General features: G+C 37.7%; 24 protein-coding genes. 16 read left to right on the forward strand and 8 right to left on the reverse strand.

Annotation, left to right across the window (positions count from 1 at the left end):
* The first annotated feature begins 359 nt into the window (after positions 1-359).
* From trkA to nrdF, 12 genes are all read left to right on the forward strand, one after another.
* Entirely contained in the window at positions 360-1,712 is a 1,353-nt protein-coding gene (gene trkA, locus BW721_RS09340) for a Trk system potassium transporter TrkA (RefSeq protein WP_076768121.1), read from the forward strand.
* 12 nt (positions 1,713-1,724) lie between these two features.
* Positions 1,725-3,170 (forward strand): TrkH family potassium uptake protein, encoded by a 1,446-nt coding sequence (locus BW721_RS09345; protein WP_076768123.1) that lies wholly within the window; start codon positions 1,725-1,727, stop codon positions 3,168-3,170.
* Positions 3,171-3,450: 280 nt separating this feature from the next.
* Entirely contained in the window at positions 3,451-3,699 is a 249-nt protein-coding gene (locus tag BW721_RS09350) for a hypothetical protein (RefSeq protein WP_156892232.1), read from the forward strand.
* A 28-nt stretch (positions 3,700-3,727) separates the two neighbouring features.
* Positions 3,728-4,153 (forward strand): hypothetical protein, encoded by a 426-nt coding sequence (locus BW721_RS09355; protein WP_076768127.1) that lies wholly within the window; start codon positions 3,728-3,730, stop codon positions 4,151-4,153.
* Positions 4,154-4,597: 444 nt separating this feature from the next.
* Positions 4,598-5,026: a methylglyoxal synthase gene (mgsA, locus tag BW721_RS09360; RefSeq protein WP_076768129.1), complete on the forward strand. Its 429-nt coding sequence runs from the start codon at positions 4,598-4,600 to the stop codon at positions 5,024-5,026.
* Positions 5,027-5,328: 302 nt separating this feature from the next.
* The gene (nfsA, locus tag BW721_RS09365) at positions 5,329-6,075 is read left to right on the forward strand and encodes an oxygen-insensitive NADPH nitroreductase (protein ID WP_076768131.1); all 747 of its coding nucleotides are present in this window, start codon (positions 5,329-5,331) and stop codon (positions 6,073-6,075) included.
* A gap of 191 nt (positions 6,076-6,266) precedes the next feature.
* Entirely contained in the window at positions 6,267-8,429 is a 2,163-nt protein-coding gene (gene nrdD / locus BW721_RS09370) for an anaerobic ribonucleoside-triphosphate reductase (RefSeq protein WP_076768133.1), read from the forward strand.
* Positions 8,430-8,441: 12 nt separating this feature from the next.
* Entirely contained in the window at positions 8,442-8,999 is a 558-nt protein-coding gene (gene nrdG / locus BW721_RS09375; RefSeq protein WP_198031342.1) for an anaerobic ribonucleoside-triphosphate reductase activating protein, read from the forward strand.
* 14 nt (positions 9,000-9,013) lie between these two features.
* Positions 9,014-9,244, forward strand: coding sequence for a glutaredoxin family protein (locus BW721_RS09380; RefSeq protein ID WP_076768135.1), 231 nt, complete (start codon positions 9,014-9,016; stop codon positions 9,242-9,244).
* Positions 9,241-9,609, forward strand: coding sequence for a class Ib ribonucleoside-diphosphate reductase assembly flavoprotein NrdI (gene nrdI / locus BW721_RS09385; protein WP_076768136.1), 369 nt, complete (start codon positions 9,241-9,243; stop codon positions 9,607-9,609). The genes BW721_RS09380 and nrdI overlap by 4 nt, the downstream gene beginning before the upstream one ends.
* Complete coding sequence (nrdE, locus tag BW721_RS09390) at positions 9,596-11,794, forward strand: class 1b ribonucleoside-diphosphate reductase subunit alpha (RefSeq protein ID WP_076768139.1); 2,199 nt, start codon at positions 9,596-9,598, stop codon at positions 11,792-11,794. The genes nrdI and nrdE overlap by 14 nt, the downstream gene beginning before the upstream one ends.
* Before the next feature lie 34 nt (positions 11,795-11,828).
* Positions 11,829-12,803, forward strand: coding sequence for a class 1b ribonucleoside-diphosphate reductase subunit beta (nrdF, locus tag BW721_RS09395; protein ID WP_076768698.1), 975 nt, complete (start codon positions 11,829-11,831; stop codon positions 12,801-12,803).
* 71 nt (positions 12,804-12,874) lie between these two features.
* Here nrdF and BW721_RS09400 read toward each other — a convergent pair whose 3' ends face one another.
* Entirely contained in the window at positions 12,875-13,303 is a 429-nt protein-coding gene (locus BW721_RS09400; protein WP_076768141.1) for a hypothetical protein, read from the reverse strand.
* A 231-nt stretch (positions 13,304-13,534) separates the two neighbouring features.
* On the reverse strand, positions 13,535-13,894 hold the full coding sequence (locus BW721_RS09405; RefSeq protein ID WP_076768144.1) for a hypothetical protein: 360 nt from the start codon (positions 13,892-13,894) through the stop codon (positions 13,535-13,537).
* A 229-nt stretch (positions 13,895-14,123) separates the two neighbouring features.
* Between BW721_RS09405 and BW721_RS09410 the strand changes: the two genes are divergently transcribed.
* The 4 genes from BW721_RS09410 to BW721_RS09435 all read left to right on the forward strand — a co-directional run bounded on the left by BW721_RS09410 (position 14,124) and on the right by BW721_RS09435 (position 17,076).
* Positions 14,124-14,531, forward strand: a complete 408-nt coding sequence (locus tag BW721_RS09410; RefSeq protein WP_076768146.1) for a GNAT family N-acetyltransferase — start codon at positions 14,124-14,126, stop codon at positions 14,529-14,531.
* A gap of 11 nt (positions 14,532-14,542) precedes the next feature.
* Positions 14,543-15,190: an HD domain-containing protein gene (locus BW721_RS09415; protein WP_076768148.1), complete on the forward strand. Its 648-nt coding sequence runs from the start codon at positions 14,543-14,545 to the stop codon at positions 15,188-15,190.
* Positions 15,191-15,202: 12 nt separating this feature from the next.
* Positions 15,203-15,787, forward strand: a complete 585-nt coding sequence (locus tag BW721_RS09420) for a hypothetical protein (RefSeq protein ID WP_076768151.1) — start codon at positions 15,203-15,205, stop codon at positions 15,785-15,787.
* A gap of 1,025 nt (positions 15,788-16,812) precedes the next feature.
* On the forward strand, positions 16,813-17,076 hold the full coding sequence (locus tag BW721_RS09435) for a hypothetical protein (RefSeq protein WP_076768157.1): 264 nt from the start codon (positions 16,813-16,815) through the stop codon (positions 17,074-17,076).
* A 354-nt stretch (positions 17,077-17,430) separates the two neighbouring features.
* Here the strand turns inward: BW721_RS09435 and BW721_RS09445 are convergent, their stop codons facing one another.
* The 6 genes from BW721_RS09445 to BW721_RS09475 all read right to left on the reverse strand — a co-directional run bounded on the left by BW721_RS09445 (position 17,431) and on the right by BW721_RS09475 (position 22,132).
* The gene (locus tag BW721_RS09445) at positions 17,431-17,916 is read right to left on the reverse strand and encodes a hypothetical protein (protein WP_076768162.1); all 486 of its coding nucleotides are present in this window, start codon (positions 17,914-17,916) and stop codon (positions 17,431-17,433) included.
* Positions 17,917-18,471: 555 nt separating this feature from the next.
* Positions 18,472-18,972, reverse strand: coding sequence for a YcxB family protein (locus tag BW721_RS09455; RefSeq protein WP_076768166.1), 501 nt, complete (start codon positions 18,970-18,972; stop codon positions 18,472-18,474).
* 254 nt (positions 18,973-19,226) lie between these two features.
* On the reverse strand, positions 19,227-20,093 hold the full coding sequence (locus BW721_RS09460; RefSeq protein WP_076768168.1) for a MetQ/NlpA family ABC transporter substrate-binding protein: 867 nt from the start codon (positions 20,091-20,093) through the stop codon (positions 19,227-19,229).
* A gap of 84 nt (positions 20,094-20,177) precedes the next feature.
* Positions 20,178-21,017 carry a MetQ/NlpA family ABC transporter substrate-binding protein gene (locus tag BW721_RS09465; RefSeq protein WP_076768170.1) on the reverse strand — a complete coding sequence of 280 codons (840 nt, stop codon included), beginning with the start codon at positions 21,015-21,017 and terminating at the stop codon, positions 20,178-20,180.
* Positions 21,010-21,246 carry a hypothetical protein gene (locus tag BW721_RS09470; protein WP_076768172.1) on the reverse strand — a complete coding sequence of 79 codons (237 nt, stop codon included), beginning with the start codon at positions 21,244-21,246 and terminating at the stop codon, positions 21,010-21,012. The genes BW721_RS09465 and BW721_RS09470 overlap by 8 nt, the downstream gene beginning before the upstream one ends.
* 205 nt (positions 21,247-21,451) lie before the next feature.
* The gene (locus BW721_RS09475) at positions 21,452-22,132 is read right to left on the reverse strand and encodes a methionine ABC transporter permease (RefSeq protein WP_076768174.1); all 681 of its coding nucleotides are present in this window, start codon (positions 22,130-22,132) and stop codon (positions 21,452-21,454) included.
* Positions 22,133-22,134 lie beyond the last annotated feature (2 nt).

Here is a 22,134-nt window from a genome sequence, read left to right on the forward strand (position 1 = left end):
TTGTTTTGTCTCAGAAAGGACTATTTCAATATGATTTTTATCTAAATGGCAAAAAAGAACACGACAGCAAATACCAATTCGTTATTTAAAACGGATTGGTATTTGTTGTTTTAGTTTAAACATTAAACTGCTACGAACAACTGACGCTGGAATACTTGAGCACCATATGACAGCATTAATGAAGATAATTTAGGTTGATGAGGTATAATGAAATAAATAAATAAATTTTGTTATTAATAATCGGAACTAGTAGCTGTTTTTTGACAGTTAATATTATGTTGTTGCAAAAGAAGGTATCATGTGCAAAAATACGCTAATTGTATCATAATAATAGCATTGTAATAGAAAGGACGTTTGACATGAAAATTATCATTGCAGGCGGTGGTAAGGTTGGCTCAGTTCTCTGTGAAGAATTATCTACAGGTGAAAATGATATTATTTTAATAGAAAAAGATGAGACTCGCTTAGGGAATTTAATTAATATGAATGATATATCAGGTATTGTCGGTAATGGCGCTAGTTATGATATCCAACAAGAAGCTGGTGTAAGTAATTGTGATATTTTTGTTGCGGTAACGCCCCAAGACGAAGTAAATATCATGGCTTGTATTTTAGCGAAGAGTTTAGGGGCTCGTTATACAATCGCACGTGTACGGAACCCAGAGTACTCTAATCATTTCCAATATGTAAGGGAGAGTTTGGGAGTAAACTTGATGATTAACCCAGAACTAGAATCGGCTCATAGCATTGATCGGATTATTAAATATCCAACAGTTCTGAGTATTCAGACGTTTGGGGATAATCAGGTTGAATTAATTGAAATTGAAGTTACCGAACGAAGTCCGTTAGCGAATCTACCCTTAAATGATTTCCGGCCAAAATATGGTGATATTTTAGTGGGAGCTATTCGCCGTCAAGGTGAGACGATTATTCCATCTGGACAGAATCAAATAAGAGTTGGTGACCATGTTTACTTAATTGGTAATGCAACAGCCTTGCGGAAATTTTATCGAAAAGTCCGTTCCAAAATAAATCAAGTTCAATCAGTACTCATTATTGGTGGTGGGCGTTTAACCTATTACTTACTGGAACTGCTAGTAGAATCACGGATGGACATCAAGGTGATTGAACATAATCGTGAGGTTGCTGAAGGGTTAGGTGCTGGTTTCTCAAATGTAGAAGTCATTTTAGGAGACGGAACTGATCAAGAGTTTTTGCAACAAGAAGGAATTGAGAACTATGATGCCTTCATTTCCCTGACAGGCGTGGATGAAGAGAACATTATTGCTTCGCTATATGCTGCGCAACAAAAAGTCGGTAAAATCGTCACAAAAGTAAACCGCGAGTTATTGTTGAAAATATTCGACACAATTGGTATGGAAAGTATCGTAACACCTAAACGTGTTATTACTAATACTATTCTTCATTTTGTTCGTAGCTTGGGGAATACGTCTGTTTCTGATGTAGAAGCATTGTACCGCATAGCAGACAATCAAGCTGAAGCCATTCAGTTTAAAGTTAAAGCAACGAGTCGCGTGACGAATAAACCAATTGAACAATTAAAAACAAGAGACGACTTGTTAATTGCGTATATCATTCGCGATAAAAAATCAATTATTCCTTCTGGTCAAGATATCATTAAACCAAATGACCGTATCATTATTATTACCAAAGAGAAATACTTTGATGATATCGATGATATTTTGAAATAGGAGGGAATGCATATGAATATTGGAATGGTTCGATACGTTACGGCTCGACTATTGCAGGTTGAAGCAGTCCTTCTTCTTTTTCCGCTCTTAGTCAGCTTTATCTATCAAGAAACGTGGCATTATAAGTGGAGTTTCATGTCAGTTACCTTACTCTTAATAGTGTTAGGGCAACTATTAAGTTGGAAGAAACCAGAGAGTAAACGGTTAACGGCCCACGAAGGATTAGTTATCGTGGCTTTGTCCTGGATATTATTTTCCTTCTTCGGCGGGTTACCGTTCGTTATTAATGGTGATATCCCGTCATTAGTTGACGCTTTTTTTGAAACAAGTAGTGGGTTTACCACATCAGGCTCAAGTATTTTGGTCGATGTCGAGTTGCTCGCGCACTCAAGTTTGTTTTGGCGGAGTTTCACACATTTGACCGGTGGGATGGGGATTTTGGCATTTGCTTTAGCAGTCTTACCGCAAATGGGTTCTCAGTCAGTTAATATTATGAGAGCTGAAACCCCGGGTCCAACATTTGGTAAGCTGGTTTCCAAGTTGTCTTCATCTGCACGGATTTTATATATTATTTACCTTACGATGACCGCTATAGTTGCATTGTTGTTGTGGATAGGTGATATGAGTTTGTTTGATTCATTAATCCATGCATTCGGAACGGCAGGTACCGGTGGGTTTGGGATTAAGAACGGTAGTGTGGCTCCTTATCAAAGCCCTTATAGTGAATGGGTGATTGGATGGGGAATGCTTGCGTTTGGTATTAACTTTAACTTGTACTATTTGATTTTAATAGGGCAAGTTAAACAAGTCTTTAAGAGCGAAGAGTTGAAGTGGTATTTACTCATTGTAGTGGGATCGGTAGGGATGATCTGTTTAAATCTAGCAAATTCCTATACATCATTTACAACGATGGTGCGTGACGTATTCTTCTCGGTCTCTTCTGTTATAACAACAACCGGTTTTTCTACAGCTGATTTTGGATCATGGCCGATGTTTTCCCAAATGATTCTTTTGATGTTAATGTTTTTCGGGGGAAGTGCGGGTTCTACAGCAGGTGGCCTGAAAATCTCACGGATTGTTATTTACGGGAAACTTTTTATAGCGGAAATTAAACGTGTCGCTCAACCTAATCGAATCATAAGTGTTCAATATGATAAAAAACCGTTAAATAAACTTGTAAAACATGCGGTAGCGAATTACTTTGTCATATATATGGTGTTATTTGCTTTTCTAGTTCTGATTGTAAGTTTGGATGGGTTTGATTTTTTAACAACCTTTAGTGTAGTAGCTGCAACGATTAATAACATTGGTCCTGGATTAGGGCAAGTAGGACCACTATTCAGCTATGCGGGGCTAAGTAATCTATCGAAAGTGACGTTGTCTTTTGCTATGCTAGCAGGACGTTTAGAATTGTTTCCAATTCTTATTCTATTCACACCACGCACATGGAAAAAGTAATACGAAAGAAATAAAAACCCCTACTGATTGGCTGTTCAGCAGGGGTTTCTCAAAGGAGTTATTCTTTATTTTGGAGGAGTAAAGAATAAAAAAAGATGGTTATTTCTTTTGGCTTAAGGATATAATAATCCAATAATATGAAAAAAATATGAAGCTTTTGATAAAGAAATAGTAAGATTATTTGGGTTGGTTTTTATGAGGCGGTATAATAGAGTTAGGCATGACGAAGGAGGAAGAAAGATGACTGAACAAAATAGACTCGTTTACGGTTGCTACGATAGTGTGGATGATGTTGCTGCTGTCATACGATGATCCGCTCTATCATTATCAAGAACAAGTAGAGAGTGGTTGCATCGTTTTATTAGTGAATGGCGCAAAGTACCAACCCAATAAAGAAAAAGAAGCAGTCGTTCAGGATCACTCAGCGGAAACAATAGTCGATATGACAGACGCTATGCAGTCAAATGTGATAACATCTACTGGTAGAGCTGAGATGCTCGATAGTCAAATCAGTGTGGATGATGATTGATAATAAAAACAGCTAAAGAGGGGACAAAATGGGAAAGATTGATTTTTCATCGTGGCTTGGAAAGATTGTTTGGTTAGCAGGATTAATTTTAGTCATATTGGGGAGAGATTATGTCGAGAATCATATTCTGTGGCAACTTCGACTCGAAAATAAGGAATTATTTCTGCAGGCCATTTTATTATTTCTCTTGCCATTTTTGACAGGCTTATACCTTTCTCTGTTATTCTATTGGAGTGGGTTTAAAGCTGTTGACGTCTCTCTTTTAGCGGTTATTGCGATACCGGCGTTAGTATTATCTTTATTACCAGTCGTGGTTCAACAACTGCCATTAGTTTTACCAGAAGAGGTTCAATGGTTAGTAACCACCTTAAATACCGGTGATTTACTCGCTCTCGTAGCAGGATTAACACTCATACCCGCCTTACAATCTAAACAAAAAAGACGATACAGATAGACACAAAAAGAGAGAGTGCGACAAAAGGCGTTTAGCCCCGAATCGTTGGACCGAAAAAACGCAGGGTGGTCGTAGACCATCCGAGTATTGAAAGAAGCACTGTGGGCTTTTGCCCAAGTGTATCATCAAGGTAAGTTGCTGAAGCAACAACAATGATGACAAAACGCATGTCGGGGCTGACTTTTGGAGCACGTTTTCACTATAAATAGACGACACTAAAAAAGATGCTGGGATAGAACCCAGCATCTTTTCTTAAGGAGTTTTCTTTACTTGGAGGAGCAAAGAATAAAAAGATTGTTTGTGATTGGCTTATTTGTATAATAGCCCCTAAATACGAAGAAAATATGAATTGTTTGTAATGATTGTAAGAAATATTTATTTGGTTGCAACGTTTAAGAACATGTTATACTAATTGTAAGGAAGGTCACTTTAAGGAGGGTATTTATGAAAGTCGCATTAATTGCACATGATAGAAAAAAAGATTTAATCATTCGTTTATGTACAGCATATAAACCTATTTTGGAAAAGCATGAATTGTATGCTACTGGAACAACAGGGTCAAAAATTTCTGAAGCTACTGGCTTACAGGTGACACGCTTCAAGTCTGGACCTTTGGGCGGAGACCAACAAATTGGTGCCATGATTTCTGAAAATCAAATGGATTTAGTGATCTTCTTGCGTGATCCATTGGCAGCGATGCCTCATGAACCTGATGTGACAGCCCTTATTCGCTTGTCAGATGTGTATGAAATTCCATTAGCAACTAATATTGGAACGGCTGAAGTATTGCTTCGCGGTTTAGATAGCGGCTATATGGATTGGCGTCATTTTTATAATAGCGTTGACCGTGATGACTTGACACCAGGTTATTAACAAGAGAGTGGAAAAAAAGACGTTTAGCCCCGAATCTTCTAACGCATACCATATCCGTAAGCAGCTAAAGCTACAACGGCTATGGCAACTGGAACGAATCAGCACAGGACGGTCGTAGATCATCCGAGCATTGAAAGATGCACTGTGGGCTTTTAGCCCAAGTGTATCATCATTGTAAGTTTCTAAAGCAACAACAATGATGACAAAGTGACGTCGGGGGCTGCCTTTTGGAACACGTTTAATAAAAATAAAGCAAGCTGGGAACCTGTTCTCAGCTTTTTAATTTATAGGGAGGAAATAGAATGAATCAAACGATTGAAACTATTTTAAATCACCGATCAGTGAGAGATTTTGAAGATAAGGCATTAACTAAGGAGCAAATTGCAACGCTAGTTGATTGCGCGCAGGCAGCTTCGACATCGTCCTACTTGCAAGCTTACTCAATTGTTGGAGTAACCGACTCGGAAAAAAAACAAGCCATAGCTAAATTAGCAATTAACAGTAACACCGTTGTCGATAGCGGTCACTTCTTTGTTTTTTGTGCGGATATGTACCGCCACCAAATGATTGGTGAAATGGAAGAGGTTGACCTAAGACCATCAATTGAAAGTACCGAAATGTTTATGGTTGGCTCGATTGATGCAACTTTAGCAGCACAAAATACGGCTTTGGCAGCTGAATCAATGGGTCTGGGTATTTGTTACATTGGTGGGCTTCGCAATGATATGGGCTTGGTGAGTGAGATTTTAGATCTTCCGAACCATTGTGTGCCGCTGTTTGGCTTAGCAGTTGGCCATCCAGCTGTTATTAATGATAAAAAACCACGTTTGCCGAGAGTAAATGTCTATCATGAAAATAGCTATGAGTCTGATCCAACTCACTATAAAAACCAACTAGAAGACTATAACCAAACAACTATGGATTACTACAAAGAAAGAACAAATGGTAATCGCCAAGATAAATGGACCACTCAAATTAGTAAAGGCTTGATAAATTCTAACCGTCTTTATGTTGGAGAATTTGTCAAGAGTAGAGGATTAAATAACTAATAAATTAATAGAATGTCTCTGAAGCTATGGGACTAGCCCATTCCTCAATGCTTTTCCTTAGCAATTTATTATCGTTTACTCATTTAAGAGAGTATGATAAACTGGTTTCAGCACAATATATAGGATGATTGTTTTTAATCGACACTATATATAGTATAGACAAGCGGTTTTAACATAAGGAGGGCAAGCAAGTGGAAAGTGTGGTAGATCAGTCTAGAATACAAGCGTTTATCCAGCAGCTAAGTGTGAAGAAATCAGACGGGAGAATTGTTTCTTTTAATAAACAGAAGATTGTGGATGCTGTTTTACAAGCGAATGAGGGAAAGTCATTATCGTCGCCAGAGCGGATGAAAGAGTTGTTAACGGCTGTTATTGAGCAACTTTATCTGCAAGATGTGTCGATGACGTCAACGGAAGATATCCATGAATGGGTTGAACAAGCGCTCATTAAACAAGATGAATTAGATGTCGCACAAGCTTATCACGCCTATCGTATCCGTAAACAAGAACAACGTATTGCGCAACGTGATATTGAATCACGTATTCAACAATTAATTCAAGCGGATGAAACGATTTTAAATGAGAATGCCAATAAGGATAGTCGTGTCTTTAATACAATTCGTGATTTAACAGCGGGCGTAACGGCAAAGGCGATTGGACTTAGAATGCTCCCAGCTCATGTAGAAAATGCTCACTTGAGAGGTGATATTCACTTCCACGACCTAGATTACCATCCCTACTCACCGATGACCAATTGTTGCTTGATCGATTTTAAATATATGTTTGAAACGGGCTTTTCAATTGGAAATGCTGAAGTTGAACAACCAAAATCAATCCAAACGGCAGCTGCTCAAATGGCCCAAATTATTGCCAATGTGGCAAGTAGCCAATATGGTGGAACGAGTGCGGACCGAGTGGATGAATTACTGGCTCCTTACGCTGAATTAAATTACAACAAGCATATGGAAGATGCTGAAAAATGGGTATTAGCTGAACAACGTGAAACTTATAGTTGGGAAAAGACCAAAAAAGATATTTACGATGCGATGCAAAGTTTAGAGTATGAAGTGAATACTCTTTATACTTCTAATGGGCAAACACCATTTGTTACATTTGGTTTTGGTTTAGGAACCAATCGCTATGAACGTGAAATTCAAAAAGCAATTTTGCAAGTACGTTTAGATGGTCTCGGCAAGGAGAAACGAACGGCTATTTTCCCTAAACTTGTTTTTGGTATTCGTAAAGGTATCAATTACCGACCAACAGATCCTAACTACGATGTTAAGCAACTGGCAGTGGAATGTGCGACAAAACGGATGTATCCGGATATTTTAAACTTTGATAAATTGGTTGAGTTAACCGGTTCTTATAAGGCACCAATGGGTTGTCGTTCTTTTTTACAAGGTTGGAAGGATGAAGAGGGAAGAGAAGTCAATAGCGGTCGTATGAATCTGGGCGTTGTGACTCTGAATCTACCTCGCATTGCCATGGAATCAAAAGGTGATTTAACAGCCTTTTGGGAATTATTCCAAGAACGTGTGGCGATTGTAAAGGATGCTCTACTTTACCGTATTGAGAGAGTGAAGGAAGCTAAGCCTGATCAAGCACCTATTTTATATATGAATGGTGCTTGGGGTCATAAACTGGCAGCAGACGAAGATGTTGATCAACTCTTTAAACAGAAGCGGGCGACCATTTCGCTGGGGTATATTGGCCTTTATGAAGTTGCAACGACCTTCTATGGACCTAATTGGGAAACAAATCCAGAAGCGAAACAATTAACGCTAGATATTTTAAAACAACTAAAAATAAATTGTGATGCGTGGGGAATCGAACAGGGATACCATTTTAGTGTTTATTCCACACCAAGTGAAAGTTTGACCGATCGTTTTTGTCGTCTTGACAAGGAAAAATTTGGTACAATAACAGACATTACGGATAAGGAGTATTACACTAATAGTTTCCATTATGATGTCCGTAAAAAACCAACGCCTTTTGAGAAACTAGACTTTGAGAAAGACTATCCGAAATACTGTTCAGGTGGCTTTATTCATTATTGTGAGTATCCTAATATTCGTCAGAATCCCAAGGCACTAGAGGCTGTTTGGGACTACTCTTACGATAAAGTAGGCTATCTGGGTACCAATACACCGATTGATAAGTGTTATGAATGTGATTATGCCGGCGAGTTTCATCCAACTGAACGCGGTTTTGAGTGTCCACAATGTGGCAATCATAATCCAGATAGTTGTGATGTCGTTAAACGGACATGTGGTTATCTCGGTAATCCACAAAAACGCCCGATGGTACGCGGCCGTCATAAGGAAATTACGGCACGCGAAAAGCACATGTAGGGGGCGGGAGCGATGATTAGAAATCCAGCGCCCGGCGAGTGGACGGCTGAAGCCTACTCTCGTGGCTACATTGCTGATTATAAGCCCTTTAACTTTGTTGATGGGGAAGGTGTTCGTAATAGTCTTTATGTGAGTGGTTGTCTTTTTGCCTGTCCGGGCTGTTATAACAAGGCGGCTCAGTCCTTTACTTATGGTAAACCCTACACCAAAGAGCTAGAAGACCAGATAATAGCTGACTTAGCTCATGATTATGTGCAAGGCTTGACTTTGTTGGGTGGAGAGCCATTTCTAAACACTACTATTCTCAACCCATTAATCCAAAAGGTCCGCCAAATCTATGGCGATCAAAAGGACATTTGGAGCTGGACGGGTTACCGTTGGGAAGAAATGATGGTAGAAACGGCTGATAAAAAAGAGCTACTAGCTCAGATTGATGTTTTAGTAGACGGTCGTTTTGAACAAGACAAAATGGATTTGACCCTTCAATTCAGAGGGAGTTCAAACCAACGAATTATAAATGTAAAAGAAAGTTTAGCTAGTGGACAAGTCGTTCTCTGGCAAGGATATTAGAGGAGGAATTTATCATGGAAGTATCTTTATACACAAAAAACAATTGCGGTATGTGCAAAAATACAAAACGTTATTTAAAAATGGTGGGTGTTCCGTTTGTAGAAAAGAACATTGAAGAAAACGAAACATATATGGATGAAGCCCGTGAAACAGGCTTTACCACATTGCCGATTATTAAAACAGCAGAGGATGTATTTAGCGGCCACCAACCTGATAAATTGGAAGCATTATTCGGTAGCCTATGAAAGTTGTTTTTTTCTCGTTAACCGGCAATGTAAGACGTTTCGTTAAGAAACTAGCGGATTACCCATCACTAGAAATTACCCAAACCAACCCATTTATCGAAGTCAATGAACCATTCGTCTTTATCGTACCAGCTTATGAAAAAGATGTGACAGAAATTGCTTGGGATTTTATGTCGACTGGTCAAAATGCTTCTTACTGTAAGGGCGTTATTGGCAGTGGCAACTTAAATTTTGATGCGCTCTATATCTATACCGCAAAAGATTTAGCGAGAGATTACCAATTACCATTGCTAGACAGTTTTGAGTATTTTGGAACGAGCACAGATATTGAACGAGTAAAGGAGAAGATCAATGCAATCGCCTAAAATTATTCCAGCAAATAAAAAAGTAGAAGCCAACTACTTCGAATTAAATAACCAATTGAACATCCCCAAAGATGATAAAATCCAATTGGCCAAAGATAAAGAAGCCGTACGGACTTATTTCTTAACTTATGTGAATCCGAATACGGTATTCTTCCACAACTTAAAAGAAAAAATCGATTATCTGGTAGATAATGACTATATAGAAGAAGAATTGGTTAACCAGTACAGCTTTGATTTTATTAAAAGTCTATTTAAGCGCATTTACGCTAAAAAATTCCGCTTTAATACCTTTATGGGAGCCTACAAGTTCTACCAACAATACTCCTTAAAAACAAATGACGGCAAGCGTATTTTAGAACGTTACGAAGACCGTATTGCTTTTAATGCTTTGTATCTAGCCGATGGAGACGAGATCTTAGCCAACGATTTAGCGGACGAGATGATTTCACAACGTCTTCAGCCAGCGACACCGACCTTTTTAAATGCCGGTCGTAAACGTCGTGGGGAATTGTCATCGTGCTACTTAATCTCATTGGAAGATGACATGAATGCCATTGGGCGCGGGATTAACTCTGCCTTACAGTTATCAAAACGTGGGGGTGGAGTAGGAATTAACCTATCCAGCATCCGTGCCAAAAATGACCCGATCAAAGGGATTGAGAATGCCGCAGCAGGTGTCGTTCCGATTATGAAGCTCTATGAAGATTCATTCTCTTATGCAAACCAACTTGGTCAGCGCCAAGGAGCTGGTGTGGTTTACTTGAACGTTTTCCACCCCGATATTGTGGACTTTTTAGCAACTCGTAAGGAAAACGCTGATGAAAAAGTTCGTATTAAAACATTGTCATTAGGCCTTGTTGTGCCGGATAAATTCTATGAATTAATCAAGCAAAATGCGAAGATGTATCTTTTCAGCCCATATGATGTGGAACGTGTTTACGGCCAACCATTCTCTTATGTGGATATTACCGCTGAGTATGACAATATGGTGAATAATCCAGAAATCCGTAAATCAAAAATCAATGCCCGTGAACTTGAAACTGAAATTTCAAACCTTCAAAATGAGGCAGGATACCCTTATATTATTAATATTGATACAGCCAATCGTGAGAATCCGATTGATGGCCGTATTGTGATGAGTAACTTGTGTTCTGAAATTTTCCAAAGTATGACACCGTCTGTTATTAACGACCGTCAGGAATATGATGTTCTAGGAACAGATGTGATTTGTAACTTGGCATCAACTAACGTGACCAACTTAATGGCATCACCTGACTTTGGTAAGTCAGTAAAAGTGGCGATGCGCGCATTGACTAATGTGAGCTTGAAAACAAATACGGCTTCTGTACCGACCATTGAAAATGGCAACAAGCGTAACCACGCTGTTGGTTTAGGTGCGATGAACTTGCATGGTTTCTTAGCTAAGAACAAAATTCATTATGGTTCGCCAGAATCGATTGAGTTTACAGACTTATACTTTATGCTCTTAAACTACTGGACGTTAGTCGGTTCAAATGAGATCGCAATCGAACGAGGCGAAAGTTTCGTTGATTTTGAAAAATCAGATTACTATAGCGGTGACTACTTTGCTCGTTACCAAGATCGTATTACGACACGCGATGACATTAAACATGACAGTGTCAAAGCTTTATTTGACCATGTTTACATTCCAAGTCGTGAGGACTGGGAAACATTGGCAGCTAACGTTCGCGAACATGGTTTGTATAACAGCTACCGACAAGCGATTGCGCCAACAGGATCAATCAGCTACATCAACGAATCAACAGCATCTATTCACCCAATCATTCAAAAGATTGAAGAACGGGTAGAAGGATCACGTGGGAAAGTGTATTATCCAGCACCATATATGTCTGAAGAGACCATTCCTTACTATACGTCTGCTTATGACATTGACCAACGTCGCATCATTGATGTGTACGCTGCCGCTCAAAAACATGTGGACCAAGGTATGAGTTTAACCTTGTTTACTCGCTCTGAATTTAAACCGGGCATGTACGAATGGAAGACAGATCCAAAGTATCTAACCAAAAAGACAACCCGTGACTTGAATATGTTCCGTAACTACGCTTGGACACAAGGGATTAAGTCTTTATACTACGTTCGTACCTTTACGGATGATGCAGAAATCAGTTCAGTAAACGAATGTGAGAGCTGCTCAATTTAATAAGAGATAAGGAGACGAGAACGCAATGGCTAGAATGAATACACGAGAGTACGATGCAAGTGCTTCTTATAAATCAATCAACTGGAATGTTGTCGAAGACATGGTCGACAAATTAACATGGGAGAAGCTAACGTCTCAGTTTTGGCTAGATACCCGTATGGTACCGTCAAACGACAAGGCAGACTGGTCCAAATTAAATGATGTTGAAAAGACCCTTTATAATAAAGTATTTGGTGGCTTAACGATGCTAGATACCTTGCAAGGAGAAGATGGTAATGCTGAAATCATGAAGGATGCCCGCACCCAACATGAAATTGCCGTACTGACCAACATTCAATTTATGGAACAAGTCCATGCTAAAAGTTATTCGACTATTTTTAGCACCCTGTGTTCGCCGGCAGAAATTAGCGATATTTTCCGTTGGACGGAAGAAAATGAGTACCTACAATATAAAGGGCATAAAATTCGAGACATCTACCTAAACGGCACAGCCCTACAAAAGAAAGCAACAAGTGTTATGTTGGAATCCTTCTTGTTTTACTCAGGATTTTATACACCACTACGCTATATGGGAAATGGGAAGATGGTCAATGTGGCGGAAATTATTCGATTAATTTTGCGTGATGAGAGTGTCCACGGCACTTACATTGGCTATAAGTTCCGCCTTGGTTTAGAGGAATTGCCAGAAGATGAGCAACAAGAGTTAACAGACTGGGTTTATGATTTAATGCTGGACCTCTACCGCAATGAGTCGCGTTATACAGAAGAATTGTATGATGAGATTGGTTGGACTGAAAGTGTGAAAGTCTTCTTGAAATACAATGCAAACAAGGCATTGATGAACTTAGGACTGGAGCCATTCTTCTCTGAGACGGTTGAAGATGTTGATCCGATTGTGATGAACGGTATTTCAACAACGACCAGTAACATGGACTTCTTTAGTTCAGTTGGAAATGGTTACCTATTATCCGACGTAGAGCCGATGAAGGATGAAGATTACGCTTATTAGAATGACGTAAAAGAGGTGTTGGTGAATCATTTTGATTCACCAACACCTCTTTTTATTTGAGGACACGATTACTAAAAGTCATCAACATATGAGTCTGTTGTATACTCGGTTCCGATGTCATCTACAAATACTCTATCGGCGATTTGTGTTAAGCGGTAGTTAATTGTGTCGCCACTCTTAATCGTATACACATCGCCTTTTTTAGTTACCGTATAGGGATTATACTCACCCACTTCTAAAGGTAAATCCCTATTCTCTGTACCGACATCATCCGACGTTATGGGAACATAATTGTCATAAACAATAAACGTCTTATCTGTAAACGCCAATTGATAAGAAGCTGCAATGTCGTAGTTTCGTTGCGAGAGAAGGACGTCGTTTTCAGCCCATGCGTCTGTGACATCTTTTGGTCGCAGCGTCATAAATAAAACAACGATTGCGACTGCAAGTACACTAGTAACGAGTGAGAGGGTATATTTATTCTTTAGTATTTTTTTCAAAAGCATTTCCTCCAATCTTTTCTCTATAAAAGGTTTTACTAATTATAATTATATCATGCTTTTTGATAAAGCTAACAAAATAGTCATATATGAATATTTTGTTAGTACGGAAAGACTTCTTTTTGTTTTTAATGTATTATCCAAAGAGATTGTTAGCCATATAAAGAGCCCATCAAAAGTTAGCGTAACAAATCTAACTTTTGATGGGCTCTACTGCTATGCTCATTTTTATTACTGTTTAGTCCATTCATCTAAGTCAAAGAATTGTATGTCTTTTTCGGCAGCTTCTTTAGAGGAGTAGAGATGCATACCGTCATAGGGAACGAGTTGCTTTTGCCAATCATGAGGATTGCTAAGAAAAGCATCCCAACTTTCAGCAATCTCAAACGCCGAATGGTCACTATTAACATACAGAACCTTATCAGCTGCTAAACAAATATAGCCAGCTTGGCTGTCCCGTGCCACGATGTCGACAGCTGGAACAGAGTAAAAAGGAAGAGTAGGCTGGTCACCCTCTAGAAAAAAGTGGCAGTCGTAGTCCCTTGCAAAGGCCTCGACTACTGACATATCATCATCTTTATCTAGGAACACAAACTGACTTCCTGCAAAGACGAATTCTTGATCAGGCGAACTGATGCCTAGCCATCCTGCTTTATTTGTGATATCGATATATAATAGTTGTCCGATTTGAATTCCCTCTTTCTGTCTCTTAATTTTTTATAAGTTTGAGTATAGTATAGCAATATAATGTAAAAAACAACAGTTAACTAACTAGCAATTTATGATAAGATGAAGAAACAATAGAAAAGTAGGTGAGCCAATGACCATTCGTTATCAAGACAATACACCCATCTCAATCGACAGCTTAACGCAACTCTACCAAAGTGTTGGTTGGCGAAATTACTATAATGCCCCCGCAATAATGAGCCAACTTCTTCCAGGGGCTTGGCATTACATCAGTGCATGGGAAGAGGACCAGCTAGTTGGCCTGATTCGAACCATCAGCGATGGCTGTTATATTCTCTATATTCAAGATATTCTCGTTCATCCTGACTATCAACGCCAAGCGATTGGAACAAGTTTAATGAAGCAGATGTTGGAGAGAGCCAAAGATATGCAACAAATCATTTTAACAACAGATGATACCGAAAGAACCATCCAATTTTACCAATCATTAGGATTTAAAACGATGCAAGACCTCAAGTGTGTATCGTTTATGAAAGTATAGAGGAGACTAAGATGGACTTATCATATTTAGAAGCGTTTGTAGCAGAAAAATTAGGCCAAGACACAACCGGACACGACCTTAGCCATATCAGACGAGTGGAACAATCAGCCATAACCATTGCCCAAAAAGAAGGCATGTCAGCGTCCGATATCATAACGATCCGAGCAGCTGTTTTACTTCACGATGTAATCGATGACAAACTGACCGATGATGTCGAAACAGCGAGAAAGCAAGTCATTGCTGCTTTACAGGCAAGTGGTGCCACCGACCAACAAGAGGTGGTTATTTTAGATACTATTGACCATATGTCTTATTCTAAGAATCTCATTGAAAAGCACGAACTCACCAAAATAGGGCAAGTTGTTCAAGATGCAGACCGATTGGATGCCATTGGTGCCATCGGAATCGGACGGACTTTTTATTATGGCGGCTCAAAAGGACATGCTATGTATGACGATACTAAGCCCGTTCATGTGACAGAACTAACCCAAGATAGCTATCGTGGATCGAATAATGTAGTTAACCATTTTTATGAAAAATTACTTCATTTAGAGGGCTTAATGAATACCCTTGAAGGCAAGAAACTAGCCAAGGAACGGACTGCCTTTATGCAGTCATTCCTACAGCAATTGGATTGTGAGATTAGAGGAGAAAAATAAGGAGCTGAACAGATGAAGGCTAATAAATGGCAAATATTCGCTACTGTTGTTTTAGTTATCAATATGGCTGTGATTGTAGATACGATTCGTATGGAAAGTGATAGAGACCAGCAAATCATCGCTGATCTCATTGAACAACACAAGGAACTAAAAGAAGAGTTAGCGGTTCAAGAAAAGACTATTCAGACGTTGGAAAAACCATTTACCTATTTAGATGACTTGTCAGAAGAAGAACGCGCAGCTTATAAGCAATTTCAAACTAGTAAGGATATTCAAGTATTAGAGCTATCTGCAGAAAAAACGTTGTTAGTTTACTTACATCTAGCGAGTAACAATGATCTAGAAGGATTATATGCCTTAACAAATACCCAACAAACACTAGAAGAGTTCCAGAATACCTATGTATCAAGTCAGCAAGAAGCGCAAGATTTAGAGGCTGTTTTGCTTTACCGCTACTATGATGATGTTAAAGTTCTAGAAGATGACCTAGATGATAGCAACGTTAATGTTGAAATTTCAATATCTCAAGCTTCCCATCAACAAGTCGCAATTTACAGACTCACGAAGACAAATGGGAAATGGCAGTTAGCATTTTAAGTTACATTTGCCCAATAAAATGAGCGAGTAGATAGAATTCAAAACTGAAAATAGTCAGTAAGCCATTTAAAGTCCAAAACCATGGATTCGAACGCTTGTCTTTTATGAGAGCTCCTACTGAAATAAGAAACGCTGAGATCCAAACGAGGTCAAAGAAAAAAAGAGACCATGAGTTAGGTAGCCATGTGTAAAAGCCGATAAGAAATAAAATCCACTGTAATACAAGTAGGCAAAACGAGAATATAGTTAGAGAATGCGGGCGAGTAAGCATAGTCGCTCGCTTTTTTAATAGGGTATGAATACTGTAAATAAGAAAAACGAATAAAATGAAGACATTGAGAGTAAGAATCATAGTCACCAAGCCCATTTAAAAACCTCCTTATTGAATAGAAGTATAGCTCATATTATTGAGGTTGTTTCCTGAATTTTATAAGTCCATATAAGAATATAATGACTAAAAATTGGAATGGTAGAATAAGTAATTGGGTTAGATTTACTTGTGGAACTTCAAATATTGCAGCTAAACCTGTATTTATAATGAAGAGACATAAGAAAAAACATAAAATCATGATTACTAGTTTTGTAAAGAATGGGCGGACTCTTTTTGTAAGTAAGAAAATAATTAAGAATAGTGAAATAATTATAAATGTAATTTCAAAATACATTGAAAAGTGCGATACAGATGTTATTCTTTCAATTTCTTGAAGACTTACTTTGTAAACAGAAGATTCAGTAATATTATATCCCATCGACTTAAGGATGTTTGGCTTATTTATTTCGGATATTACATAAGTGAAATTAATTATTGTTAGGAGTATAAAGCTAAAGAAAACTGGATAGTTAGGTCTTGAAAATAGTTGTTTACTATCTTTACTATTCATCGTAAGATGACCTCCATTTATTTTTATTAATTGCATCAAAAAATTAAACTATAATTAATTATAGCACTAAAAAATAAGGAAAGTGTAATCTTATACAATCAATTTAATACTTCATAAGTAACTACATTGTAAGATGGAAGTACGATGGGAGCTTCGTGCCGGATTACCTTTGAAATTGATGATGGAACATTTATTACTCCAGGACCCGCAGGTGTAACGGTTACGAATGATGAGTATTCGAATTATTTAAGTAAAATAAATACTCAACAACTATTGACTGGAACGTCTGTTATTCTTGTATTATCACTTGCCAGTATTGCCTCGGCTTTAGCAGCAATTGCAGCTGGTGCTACGGCACCTGTAGCAGCTGTAGCAATCGTGGCCTTAATCTTATTTAATCAAGATTAAATAAGATTTTTCCTTAGAAATAAGATAAACCAGCAGCTCTGTATATGAAACTATTTTGGGCTGCTGGTTTATCTTTTTTTTAAAATAAAAACATCTTGTTGATGGACCACTTTTCTTTTAAAGTATATGAAGATATATAAAACGAGAGGAAAGATTCAATTGAAAAAAATAAAAAAAATAGGGTTGCTGATACTAATATGCCTTCTCATACTATATGGGATATATAATGCCAGTGTAATGTTTATTATGCCAGAAGATGAGAAGTTAGCTAATTTTATTATTGCCTTGCTTTCGATATCCTATTCGATATGGTTAATTAAATACTATAAAAAACAGTAAATAGTTATTTTGTTTTTAAATGTCAATGTTGTCGCTTATAAATTGGGTAATTTCCTTTATTTTGCTTTCGTTGAAAGCGGCATGGGGAATGACTTTAATTTGCTGATCGTTGATTTTTAATAGCCAAAATTTTTTTCGGTTAATCAAGCATTGAAATTCATCCCAAATGAAGAAAATAGCTTCATTTTTTTCAAGGTTCTTTGTTTGAAAGCCTTTTTTGGTAATAATGAATTCTCTAACTCCTATAGAGTGAGGGTATTTTTTTAGTTTCTTTATCAAGGTAATGATTTCAGCAACCACAAAAGATAGAAAGATAAATATAAAAATAAAAATGGTAGAAATAATTTGTCTTTCCAATGTATATCCTTTCATAAATAGAAGAATAAACCACAAGCAAATCACTAAAGTGGCCCCGGCATATGCGATATATTTTTTCGTGTTTACTGTTAAATTTATAAAGAGATAATCTTTTAAAGAAAAATTAGCTGTTCCATGATACATTTTTGAGCTCTCCCTTCTTTTGTTGTAAATTTATCATACCAAAAACATGTAGGGATTGTTAATTTTTGGTGGATTAGAATTTATGTGCGTTCGTTTAATTCCACCTGAGATAAGTTAATAACACAAGTATAGTATTCTTTACCAAGTATATTTATCAAATCAACTAAGATCACATTTTTGGTTTGGGCAGATAGCTTTATTGATACTTCTTATTAAGACCTTCTAAAGTCATAGCACCAGAATCTTTATGACTTTAGAACATTTTGATATCATTGGTCTATTTTTTGAATTTGTCATTTTTTCTTTCATTACTATTTCATTTTATCTGACATACTATCTAAGTAGTAAAATGAATGATAGAGAGATTAAATATGTTGAAAGGAGAGATTTTTTTGAAGAAAAGAACCTTTGTATTGCTTATTTCTTTTCTTATTTTTTTTGAAATTTGGAATATTCTGTTATTTTTTACTGTTCCAGATAATAGAAAAGTAGGAATTGTTATTCTCTTTTTATCAGTAGCTTTGTACATTATCTTTTTAGTTAAGAACAAAAGATTCAAAACCTAGTTTTAGATTCTAATTTATTCACTAAAAAATGGTTAATTTCCTGAATTTCACTCTCTTTGAAAGCAGCATGAGGAATTGCTTTAATTTGCTGATTATTTAATCGTAAGAGCCAAAAGTTCTTTCGATTAATCAGGCTCTCAACTTCGTTCCACGAGAAAAATTTTGTTTCATCATTGCTAGGTTGTGTTATGTGAAGGCCCTCATTATCAATGATGAATACTCTATGCCCAATAGATTCAGGAAATTTTTTGACACTTTTTATTAAACTGATCGCTTCGTTAAGAATAAAAGAAGAGAAGATGAATAAAAAAATCAAAATACTTAAACCAATTTGTCTACTTACTGTATAGTCTCCCATGAAGAGCATAAAAATAATGAAACAAAGGAACATCGTGAAGCTAGCGTAAATCAAATACTTATTAGTGCTTAGTGTTAAATTTAAAAATAAGGAATCTTTTAAAGAAAGAGTTCCTTTTCCTTTATATGTCATTGATTTTCCTCCTTTATTTATCGTTAGTTAAATCATACCAAAGATTACGGTCATTAAGAAATGATTCTATATTGATTAAGATTAACCAGTATTTCAACTGACAAAGTGGTTAGTTGAGTGATTTAGTTTTCAATCTAATGGATTGTAATTATTGCGATAGGAGTGTAGGGAAAACGTTGGTTGACTTAAGCTTAATAAAAAAACAAACAGCCAACTGGGTTCTTAAACGAACACGGTTGGCTGTTTGTTTTTAATTACTCTTCGTCCCAAACTGGAATTGATGATCCTTTAGAAGATTCTTCAATTACTTGAGCAGTTCCTTCTGATTGGTAATATTCAACGATTGTTCTATACAACTCACTATCAGCATCTTCAGCGCGTGATGCAATTACGTTGTAGTACGGTTGAGAATCGTCACTTACTGGCTCTAAGAAGATTGCGTCTTCTGTTGGAATATAACCAGCATCTACAGCCATACCGCTATTCACGATAGAGATATCCAAGTCTTGAAGAGCACGTGCAGTTTGCGATGAATCAAGTTCAGTAATTTGCAGGTTCTTTGGATTGTCTGTAATATCGTCAACTTGCGGTGTTAAGCCAGTATCTGGGTCAACTGTAATTAAACCAGCTGTTTGCAACAGTCGCAGCGCACGGCCATTGTTTGTTGGGTCGTTTGGAATTCCTACAGTTGCCCCATCCGGAATATCCGCCACGTCAGTATACGTTAATGAATAAATACCAAGTGGAGCAATAACGGTATAACCCAAAGTCGTTAAGTCTGAACCAGTATCTTCATTGAAGCTATCCATGAAAATTTCTGTCTGAAAAGCGTTCAAATCAACGTCTCCATCTGCTAATGATTTATTTGGTGTTGCATAGTCAGTATATTTTACTAACTCAATCTCGATATTTTCATTTTCTTTTAATTGTTCCGCTACATATTCCCACGGTTCGTTGATTTCTCCAACGACCGCTACTTTAACCTGAATAGGCTCGTTAGCTGCTGCTTCGCTTGTTGCATCATCAGAAGCCGTTGTTCCACTTCCGCCGCCACATGCTGCTAATAATAGGGCACTCGCTGCCACAAAACCACCTAAATATTTCTTTAAACTCATAACCATATCCTCCTAATATTAAATCGAATAGTGGGTGATACACCAGCTATGCTGCAACACAGCTGGAACCCGGTTTATTCAAAGCTTATCTTATTCCCATGCAGGAACGTCATTACCTTTTGTAACTTCTTCAAGCTTAGCTGCTGTTTCTTCTGATTGGTAAGCTTCAACAACTTTCAAGTAAGTTGCGTTGTCTTTATCTTCAGAACGCGCTGCAACAACGTTTTTGTAGATTTCGCTAACTTCTGCAATGTTGTCAGTATCTAAGAATAACGCATCTTCGCTTGGGTTTAGACCTGAGTCTGTTGCGTAGTTTGTATTGATAATCGCTGCATCCACATCACCTAATGAACGAGCTGTTTGGCTAGCATCTAATTCAGTAAAGGTAATATTTTTTGGATTGTCAGTAATATCGTTAACTGTTGCATTTGTACCAGCTGCTTCATCTAATGTAATCAAGTCAATCGCTTGAAGTAATAGTAGGGCACGGCCACCGTTTGTAACATCATTTGGAATAGCAATTTCAGCACCTTCTGGAATATCAGCGTAATCGTCAACTGAATCTGAGTATAGACCAAGTGGTGAGACATAAGTAAAGCCGATCGGCACAATGTCAGAACCATTATTAGCGTTAAATTCTTCTAAGTAAGCAACGTGTTGGAAAGCATTTAAATCTAAGCTGCCATCTGATAGAGCAACGTTTGGTTGCACGTAATCTGTGAATTGTTCAATTTTTAAATCGATATTTTCAGCAACAAGACGCTCTTTTACGTCTTCCCAAACGTCAACTTCGACTTCACTAACAACCCCAACAGATACTTCGACAACTTCTTCTGTTGATGAAGCTGAGTCTGCGTCTGATGTGTTGCCACATGCTCCTAAAAATAAAACCAAAGCTGCTGATGATAATGAAATTAATTTTTTATTCATGATAAATTCCTCCGATATAGTTTTTTTTTTTTTTGTGAATCATTTTTCTTTGTCTAGCTCTCAAGTCCTGGCTTGGTGAAAAAAAGATAAATTCGTCCCATTGCGCGCTTCGCTGCTCATTCGGGGCCAAATTTCCTATTTTTTCAAAAGCCAAAGCGGATTTGATAGCTTTTCTTCTTTGTCTAGCTCTCAAGTCCTGGCTTGGTGAAAAAAGATAAATTTGTCCCATTGCGCGCTTCGCTGCTCATTCGGGGCCAAATTTCCTATTTTTCAAAAGCCAAAGCGGACTTGATAGCTTTTCTTCCTTGTCTAGCTCTCAAGTCCTGGCTTGGTGAAAAAAAGATAAATTCGTCCCATTGCGCGCTTCGCTGCTCATTCGGGGCCAAATTTCCTATTTTTTCAAAAGCCAAAGCGGACTTTCGAGCCTTTCTTGATTAATGGCTAACTTTTTTAACTAATGCATTGCCAATGGCTTGGCTGATAAAGACGATGATTAAGATTAAGATTGTTGCAACAAAAATGACATCTGTTTGGAATCGATTATAGCCTCTTGTGATGGCTAGATTTCCAAGTCCGCCGGCACCAACCGCACCAGCCATGGCTGTTAACCCAATTAAGTTAATAATAGTTACAGCAGATACACGGATGATTGAAGCTAGGCCTTCTTTTAAATAAACACGAAAGATGATATCTAATTTGCTTGTTCCCATTGCTTGAGCTGCCTCAACGACACCAGGGTCTACTTCAAGCAAGGCATTTTGAATCTGACGAGCATAGAAGGGAACGGTTGAAAAGACTAGTGGTACAATAGCGGCTGTCGTCCCGATAGCTGTGCCGACAATCATACGAGTGATTGGATAAATCAGTGTCAGTAAGATAATAAAGGGCAGTGACCGGAAAATGTTAACCAGTTTATCTAAAATGCTATAGAGCAGGGCGTTTGGTATTAAGCCTTTTTCATCTGTAACCAGTAGGATAACACCAAGGATAATGCCCAAAATGCCAGCAATCAATCCTGAAACGATAACCATATAGAGTGTTTCTCCTAAGTTTTTCCAGACAACATCCCAAATACTTGAAACGTTTGGTAGTAAGTTATTAATAAATTCAGTCATTG

The sequence above is a fragment of the Jeotgalibaca sp. PTS2502 genome (genome assembly GCF_001975685.1).
GTDB classification, from domain to species: domain Bacteria; phylum Bacillota; class Bacilli; order Lactobacillales; family Aerococcaceae; genus Jeotgalibaca; species Jeotgalibaca arthritidis.